This window comes from Aeromicrobium sp. (assembly GCF_032084975.1).
Taxonomy (GTDB): domain Bacteria; phylum Actinomycetota; class Actinomycetes; order Propionibacteriales; family Nocardioidaceae; genus Aeromicrobium.
In genome coordinates, this window is record NZ_DAMDLR010000104.1 from 1,469 (window position 1) to 7,246 (window position 5,778).

5 protein-coding genes and 1 pseudogene are annotated in these 5,778 nt (G+C 70.8%); 3 read left to right on the forward strand and 3 right to left on the reverse strand.

Annotated features, from left to right (window positions below):
• Window positions 1-501, forward strand: a 501-nt coding sequence (locus RT323_RS15330; protein WP_313409993.1) for a pseudouridine synthase, incomplete at its 5' end; no start/stop codon positions are given.
• Window positions 502-503: 2 nt separating this feature from the next.
• On the opposite strand, the gene RT323_RS15335 is transcribed toward RT323_RS15330, so the two are convergent.
• The 3 genes from RT323_RS15335 to RT323_RS15345 all read right to left on the reverse strand — a co-directional run bounded on the left by RT323_RS15335 (window position 504) and on the right by RT323_RS15345 (window position 3,489).
• Window positions 504-1,163, reverse strand: coding sequence for a M23 family metallopeptidase (locus tag RT323_RS15335; protein WP_313409995.1), 660 nt, complete (start codon window positions 1,161-1,163; stop codon window positions 504-506).
• Window positions 1,164-1,221: 58 nt separating this feature from the next.
• A complete protein-coding gene (locus RT323_RS15340; RefSeq protein ID WP_313409997.1) occupies window positions 1,222-2,643 on the reverse strand; it encodes a bifunctional cytidylyltransferase/SDR family oxidoreductase in 1,422 nt (473 codons plus the stop codon).
• 84 nt (window positions 2,644-2,727) lie between these two features.
• Window positions 2,728-3,489, reverse strand: coding sequence for a siderophore-interacting protein (locus RT323_RS15345; protein ID WP_313409999.1), 762 nt, complete (start codon window positions 3,487-3,489; stop codon window positions 2,728-2,730).
• An 18-nt stretch (window positions 3,490-3,507) separates the two neighbouring features.
• On the opposite strand from RT323_RS15345, the gene RT323_RS15350 reads away from it, so the two are divergent.
• Both RT323_RS15350 and RT323_RS15355 read left to right on the forward strand, forming a co-directional pair.
• Window positions 3,508-5,460 carry a M13-type metalloendopeptidase gene (locus RT323_RS15350; protein ID WP_313410000.1) on the forward strand — a complete coding sequence of 651 codons (1,953 nt, stop codon included), beginning with the start codon at window positions 3,508-3,510 and terminating at the stop codon, window positions 5,458-5,460.
• Window position 5,461: 1 nt separating this feature from the next.
• A pseudogene (locus RT323_RS15355) lies at window positions 5,462-5,778 on the forward strand (MFS transporter); the annotation flags it as partial.

Below are 5,778 nucleotides of genomic sequence, written 5' to 3' on the forward strand. Positions count from 1 at the left end.
ACGCCCCTGCACCGACTCGACCGCGTGACCTCGGGGGTGCTGCTGCTGGCGACCGAGCGCCGCTGGCGCGGGCCCTACCAAACGCTCTTCGAGCACCGGGACGTGCGCAAGACGTACCGGGCCCTCGCGCCGTGGCAGGCCGCGCTCGAGTCCCCCGTCATCGTGCGCAACCACCTGCGCAAGGACCGTGGCGAGCCCAGGGCCGAAGTCGTACCCGACGCGCCGGTCAATGCCGAGACCCTCGTCGAGCTGGAGTCGCGGGCCGGCGACCTCGCGGTCTACCGGCTCAGTCCCCGGACCGGCCGCACGCACCAGCTGCGCATGCACCTGGCGGGACTCGGCAGCCCGATCGTCGGCGATCCCCTCTATCCGGAGGTCGTGGACGTGTCGATCGACGACTTCACGCGGCCGTTGCAGCTCCTCGCGAGCGAGCTCGAGTTCACCGATCCTGTCGACGGCTCCGCTCGCCGGTTCGTCAGCGAGCGGACGTTCCCGCTGTGACGTCAGCCTGACCCGGGCCCGGCCGAGACGATCTCCGACTCGCGCGGCAGCCGGGCTCCGGCTGAGTCCCTGAAGACGATCGGCAGTCCGCGCGCCCTCTCCCAGTCGGTGCTGTCCGTCGCCTGGACGTGGACGTGCGGCTGGGTGCTGTTCCCCGAGTTCCCGCACGCGCCGAGGACGTCGCCGTCCCGGACGAGGTCACCGGCCGCGACCCGGATCGAACCCTCACGCAGGTGCGCGAGCAGGACGAAGGGGCCTCCGTCCGACGCTTCGATCACGACGTGGTTGCCGGCGATGGCCGCCGGGCCGCGGCGGACGCGGCGCGCCTGTCCGAGCGCGTAGTGCACGAGTGTCAGCTGCGAACGCCGGCCCACGTGGTCCGGCTCCCCGTCGTGGACGGTGACCACACGGCCCGCGCACGGTGCGACGATCGGCCGGCCGAAGCCCACGAAAGACTCCGGCGGCTCGGTCGCGAGGACGGCACGCCAGCTTCGTGGTGCGGAGCGCCCCCGGGCATCGACGGGAATGAAGTCGATGGCGAAGGTCGTGCCCATGAGGTGCGTCCCGTGGCTGGGCACGCGCCGTGCGGGGCTGTTGCGCGCCCGCCACCGCCCGGTGAACGGGTACCCGAGCACCAGCGGGTCGTCCTGCCACTCCCCCATGTGCGCATCGTGCCACCACGGCGTCGCTGAGCATCGGCTCGAGGCGAGGACCGGGAGGTCAGTGACCCCCACCGATGGCGGCGGGACCACCCTCACGACGGATGTCGATGACGTGACCGGTCATGTCGGCCAGCAGCACGTCGAGCGAGCGGCGGGCGACCTCCTCCGACGACAGCAGCGTGCCCTCGGGCTCGTCGCCGAACGCCTTCGTGCGCATCGGGGTGCCGGTGCGCTCGGGGTTGACGCAGTTGACGCGCACCTCGCCCGACCACTCGTCGGCCAGCGCCTGCGTCAGGTTGACCGTGGCGGCCTTCGCCGACGAGTACAGCGAGTAGCCCTTGCGACCGCGCGTGTACGACGACGACGTGAACAGCAGCAGCGACCCGTTGGTGTCGGCCAGCAGCGGACGGAACTCCTGCGCGATGAAGATGGGCGCGAGGTAGTTGATCTCGGTCGCCGACCAGATCGTCTCCTCGGTCGTGTCCGCCAGGTCGCCGATCGGCAGGATGCCCGCGGTGTTGACGACGTAGTCGACCTTTCCGGCGGTCTCGATGACCTGCCGCGCTGCCTCGGCGACGTCCTCGCGCCGGTCCACGTGCGTGCCGGTCGACGAGCGCGAGAACGCGTGCACGTCGGCGCCGTACGACGCGGCCAGCTTCGCGATGTCGCCGCCGATCCCGTACGAGCCGCCGAACACGACCATCGTCTTGCCCGCGAGCGCCTCGCGGTACTGGTCCTCGTCGAGCGCCTCGGGCTCCTCGGCGGACGCCAGCTGGAACAGCTTGTCGGCGATGTAGACGTCGATCGGCTCGGTGACCTTCATGTTCCGCTCGTGGCCCTGGACGACCGCGATCGGCACGTCCGGCCGGTACCGCAGCACGACGGTGCAGTCGTCGGTCGCCGTGAAGTCCGGGTCCTGCCACGCCTTCTCGTAAGCGGCGCGGATGACGGAGGCGCGGAAGGCCTGGGGCGTCTGCCCGCGGCGCAGCAGGTCGCGGCGCAGCACGTCCGAGATCGTGTCGAGGTCGCCCTCGCGCTCGGGGTGGACCTGCACGACCGTGTCCGCCGACGGGATGGCCGTGTCGACGGCCTCGTGGGTGCCGAGCGCCTCGACGACGTCCTCGATGATCTTCTGCGACACCAGCGGACGGACGGCGTCATGGAACAGGACGTTGCACTCGTCCTCGCCCAGCGCCCTGAGCGCCAGGCTGGTCGTCTCGTTGCGGGTCGCGCCGCCTTCGAGCACCTGCGTGACCTTCGGGTACGCGCCGTCACGGACGATCGCGTGCACGGGGTCGAGGTAGCCCGGCGTCATCAAGATGATGATCTCGTCGACCGACTCGGCAGCCTGGAACACCGAGATGGTGTGCTCGAGGATCGTCTTGCCGGCGATCTTGATGAGCTGCTTGGGGATCGCCAGGCCCACCCGGGTCCCGGTTCCACCGGCGAGGATCACGGCCACGTTGCGCAATTCGGTCACCCGCCGAGGCTACCGGGAGCGGTTTCGCGCTGAGTTGCACGCATGGCCGCCGACACGCCGTTGCGAGGCGGCCGAACGTGCAACTCAGCGGGAAGGGCGGACCACGGCGTCCTGCTGCTCGCTCTTCCAGGTGCGGAAGCCCTCCTCGGTGACGCCGCGGCGCCAGTAGGCCGAGACCGAGATGTCCGAGCGGGCGACGCGCTCCATCAGGTACGGCCGCAGGGTCTTGAGCAGGGCCGACTCGCCGTGCACGAACGCCTGGACGCGGCCCTGCGGCCACGCCCACGCACGGACCGCGTCGTCAAGGAGCGTGGTCGTGCCGGGTCCGGCGCCGTCGCGGTACAGCCACTGCACCGTCAGGTCCGCCGCCGTCGGAAGGTCGATCCGGTGCTCGGGCCCGTCGACCTCGAGGAACGCCGTGGCGGCCGCCCCGGACTCGAGGACGGCCAGGGACGCGGCGATCGCCGGCAGCGCCGACTCGTCGCCGACGAACAGCTGGTGATCGGCGGCCGGATCAGGGCGGTAGGCGCCTCCGGGGCCCCGGAACCGCAGGGTGTCCCCCGGCTGCGCCGACGCCGCCCACGGACCGGCGAGCCCCTCGTCGCCGTGGGTGACGAAGTCGATCGCCAGCTCCTGCGCCTCGGGATCGACCCAGCGGATCGTGTAGGTACGGAGCACGGTCTCGTCGCCGACGGGCAGGACCAGCTTCACGTACGTGTCGGTCGACGACGGGTGGCACGCGAGGTACTGCGCGAACGCCGGGCCGCCCAGCACGATGCGGCGCAGTCGGGGCGCCAGCTGCTCGGCGCGCAGGACCGTCAGTTCGACCTCGGTTCGCTGAGCCACGCTGTGTAGCCTAACCGCGTGAGCAACGGCCTGGATCCCACGACATTCGACGCCCAGATTCGCCCGCAGGACGACCTGTTCCGGCATGTGAACGGGCGCTGGCTGCGCGACACCCCGATCAAGCCCGACCGCGCCACCGCCGGCGGCTTCGTCCAGCTGGTCGACGAGGCGGAGGAGCTCGTCCGCACGATCGTCGAGCGCTGCGCCGAGACGCCCGAGGACGACGAGCAGCGCAAGATCGGCGACCTCTACACCAGCTTCATGGACACCGAGCGCATCGAGGCGATCGGCGCCGCTCCCCTGTCCGACGACCTCGCCAAGGTCGATGCGGTCGAGTCGGTGACCGACCTGGTCCGCACGATCGGAGCGCTCGAGCGCTCCGGCGTCAACAGCGTCGCCGGCCTCTACATCGCGCCCGACCGCGGCCAGCCCGACCGCTACGTCACGCACGTCGTCCAGGCCGGCATCGGCCTGCCCGACGAGTCCTACTTCCGTGAGGAGCAGTTCGCGCCCATCCGCGAGGCGTACCGCGAGCACATCGCGACCATGCTGCACCTGGCCGGGCTCGACGATGCCGACGAGCGCGCCCAGCGCGCCTTCGACCTCGAGACGAGGATCGCCTCGCACCACTGGGACCGCGTGGCGTGCCGCGACGCCCAGAAGACGTACAACCTGATGACGCTGGACCAGCTGGACGAGCTGACCCCGTCCTTCGACTGGCGCGCCTGGGCCGACGAGGCCGACATCGAGCATGCCGTCCTGGCCGAGGCCGTCGTCTCGCAGCCCTCGTACCTCGAGGGCGTGCAGACGCTGCTCACGGACGACCTCCTGCCGGTGTGGCGGGACTGGCTGCGCTGGCAGCTCGTGCACGCCGCCGCCCCGTACCTGTCGGACGAGTTCGTCACGGCGAACTTCGACTTCTACGGCAAGACCCTGCAGGGCACCGACGAGCTGCGCCCGCGCTGGAAGCGTGGACTGGGCTTCGTCGAGGGCTCGATGGGCGAGGCCGTCGGCAGGATCTACGTCCGCACCGAGTACCCCGCCGAGTCGAAGTCGCGCATGCAGGAGCTCATCGCGAACCTCCTCGAGGCGTACCGGATCAGCATCCGTGAGCTGCCGTGGATGAGCGACGAGACCAAGCAGCGCGCGCTGGCCAAGCTGGACGCGTTCACGCCGAAGATCGGCCACCCCGAGTCGTTCAAGGACTACTCCGCCCTCGACACCGACCCCACGGATCTCGTCGGCAACGCGCGCCGCGCACAGGCCGTGGCGATGGACCGCGAGCTGGCCAAGATCGGTCAGCCGATCGACCGTGACGAGTGGTACATGACGCCACAGACAGTCAACGCGTACTACAACCCGACGATGAACGACATCGTCTTCCCGGCCGCGATCCTGCAGCCGCCGTTCTTCTACGCCGACGGCGACGACGCGATCAACTACGGCGCGATCGGCTCGGTCATCGGTCACGAGATCGGCCACGGCTTCGACGACCAGGGCTCGCAGTACGACGGCACCGGCGCGCTCAGCAACTGGTGGACCGACGACGACCGCGCCGCGTTCGACGCGCTCGCCGCGAAGATCATCGCGCAGTACGACAACCTCTCGCCCGAGCACGCCGACGGCCAGACGGTCAACGGGGCGCTCACGATCGGTGAGAACATCGGCGACCTGGGCGGCCTCGGGATCGCCCACCTCGCGTTCAAGCTGGCCCAGCAGGACAAGCCCGCCGAGGACATCGACGGACTCTCGCCCGACCAGCGCTTCTTCCTGTCGTGGGCGCGCGCCTGGCAGGGCAAGGTCCGACCGGCCGAGACGATCCGCCGCCTCACGGTCGATCCGCACTCGCCGCCGGAGTTCCGCTGCAACCAGGTCGTCAGCAACATCGACGCCTTCTACGAGGCGTTCGGCGTGACGCCCGAGGACGAGCTGTGGCTCGACCCGGCCGAGCGCGTCACGATCTGGGCCTGACGTGAGCTGGGCCTTCCAGCGCCGCACGGTCGGCACGCTGGCGCTGGCCCAGGTGGTCGGAGGCATCGGCAACGGTGCAGGCCTGGCCGTCGGCGCCCTGCTGATCGAGGAGGTCACGGGCTCGGCCGGCTGGGCGGGACTCGCCGTCGTGGCGATGACGCTGGGCGCGGCCGGGTTCACGGTGCCGTTGTCCAACTTCGCCGTGCACCGGGGCCGCCGGCCGGCACTGACCACGGGTTGGCTCGGCGGCGCCGCCGGCGCCGTCACGGTCGTCCTGGGCGCCGAGTGGAGCTCGCTGCCGCTCCTGCTGCTCGGCTT

Excerpts from the sequence above, each read along its gene's own strand:
- RT323_RS15335 (WP_313409995.1), bottom strand. The coding sequence starts at position 1,163 with ATGGGGGAGTGGCAGGACGACCCGCTGGTGCTCGGGTACCCGTTCACC.